The sequence below is a fragment of the Vibrio crassostreae 9ZC13 genome (assembly GCF_000272045.2).
Classification (GTDB): Bacteria; Pseudomonadota; Gammaproteobacteria; order Enterobacterales; family Vibrionaceae; genus Vibrio; species Vibrio crassostreae_C.
In genome coordinates this window covers 514433-516087 of the sequence record NZ_AJYZ02000041.1, presented here as the reverse complement: position 1 = coordinate 516087, position 1655 = coordinate 514433, and the positions used below count along the sequence as shown (strand labels likewise).

The window sequence follows — 1655 nt, the reverse complement described above, 5'->3', positions numbered from 1 at the left end:
AAAAAGCCACATCTCCAAAGAGGATGTGGCTTGAGGAATAGGTTGTTGACTCATCTAACTCATAACCATAATTAAGTTGGTTTGTTAGAAGGTACTTTACCCTTTTTCTGGCGCTTCTGGTACTTCATAAGTAGCTTCATTCGGTGAATCGTTCACAGAAACTACTAATGGTGAAGGCTGGTTGGTCATTTTAGCAACAAGGCTTGCAACGCGCTGACGCATCTCACGACGGTCAACAATCATGTCGATAGCACCGTGGTCTAGTAGGAACTCACTGCGTTGGAAACCTTCAGGAAGGTCTTCACGTACCGTTTGTTCGATTACACGACGTCCAGCAAAACCGATCAGTGCTTTTGGTTCACCAATATTGATATCGCCAAGCATTGCCAAACTTGCAGAAACACCACCCATTGTTGGATCAGTCATAACTGAAACAAACGGTAGGCCTTTCGCAGATAAACGCTCAAGCGCAGCACTGGTTTTCGCCATTTGCATTAGAGACATCAATGCCTCTTGCATACGAGCACCACCACTTGCAGAGAAACACACTAAACCACAGTTGTTCTCGATAGCAGCATCTACCGCTTTCACGAAACGAGCACCAACAACAGAACCCATTGAGCCGCCCATGAATGAGAATTCAAAAGCACACGCTACGATAGGTAAACCCAATAGTTCGCCTTTCATTGCAACTAATGCGTCTGTTTCACCACTGTTCTTTTGAGCAGCAGAGATACGTTCTTTGTAACGCTTAGAGTCTTTAAACTTCAGCTTGTCTTGTGGCTCAAGATCAGCACCTAGTTCAACACGCTCACCTTTGTCTAGGAATGTATCCAGACGACGACGTGCTTTCATGCGCATGTGATGGTCACATTTTGGACATACTTCTAGGTTACGCTCTAGTTCAGCATGGTACAGAACCTGCTCACAAGAAGTACATTTCGTCCAAACACCCTCAGGGATAGACGCTTTACGAGATGTTACGATGTTGCTTTTTTCTAAAATCTTTTCAAGCCAACTCATGGAAGACCTTTTTGTTTCGATTCTTCCGCTTGATTGCGAAAGAAATAAATTTGGGAATTATGCGTGGGAATTAAAGCACATAAAACAGCGACTGTAGATAAAAAACTGGTTGTACCTATTTTCAGGGACTATCTTACGCACTAAACCGTAATAATTTTTGAACCTAAGTCTCACATTTAGTTCAAATTATCCGGTAAAAATAGAGGACCAATTGGCTCTCGTGGTAGCTCAAAATGTTCAGGATAATCAACATCCACCAGATACAAACCTTCCGCTTTTGCAGTTGCGCCGGCTACTTTTCGATCTTTAGCTTCTAAAAGCCACTGGATCCACTCTGGTTTCTGCTCACCTTTACCTACGGCAATAAGGCTACCCGTAATATTCCTCACCATGTGGTGAACAAACGCATTCGCTTTAATATCGATCACAATGTAGTGTCCATGACGAGTCACGTTCAAGTGAATCATGTTTCTCCATGGGCTACGAGATTGACAGTGTGTTGCCCTGAACGAAGTGAAGTCATTCTCACCAAGTAAGTACTGACCCGCTTCATGCATTTTTTTCTCATCAAGATGACCATGATAATGGCTCACACCTGAATTCAAAATGCCTGGGCGTAGTGCATGGTTAAA

General features: G+C 43.3%; 2 protein-coding genes. Both read right to left on the bottom strand.

What is annotated here, in order from left to right; all coding sequences use genetic code 11:
* Positions 1-96 precede the first annotated feature (96 nt).
* On the bottom strand, positions 97-1023 hold the full coding sequence (gene accD / locus A136_RS16800) for an acetyl-CoA carboxylase, carboxyltransferase subunit beta (protein ID WP_017062348.1): 927 nt from the start codon (positions 1021-1023) through the stop codon (positions 97-99).
* 176 nt (positions 1024-1199) lie between these two features.
* Positions 1200-1655, bottom strand: a 456-nt coding sequence (locus tag A136_RS16795; RefSeq protein WP_017063430.1) for a tRNA pseudouridine synthase A, incomplete at its 5' end; no start/stop codon positions are given.

Coding starts and splice junctions, on each gene's coding strand:
- accD (WP_017062348.1), bottom strand. CDS start 1,023: ATGAGTTGGCTTGAAAAGATTTTAGAAAAAAGCAACATCGTAACATCT.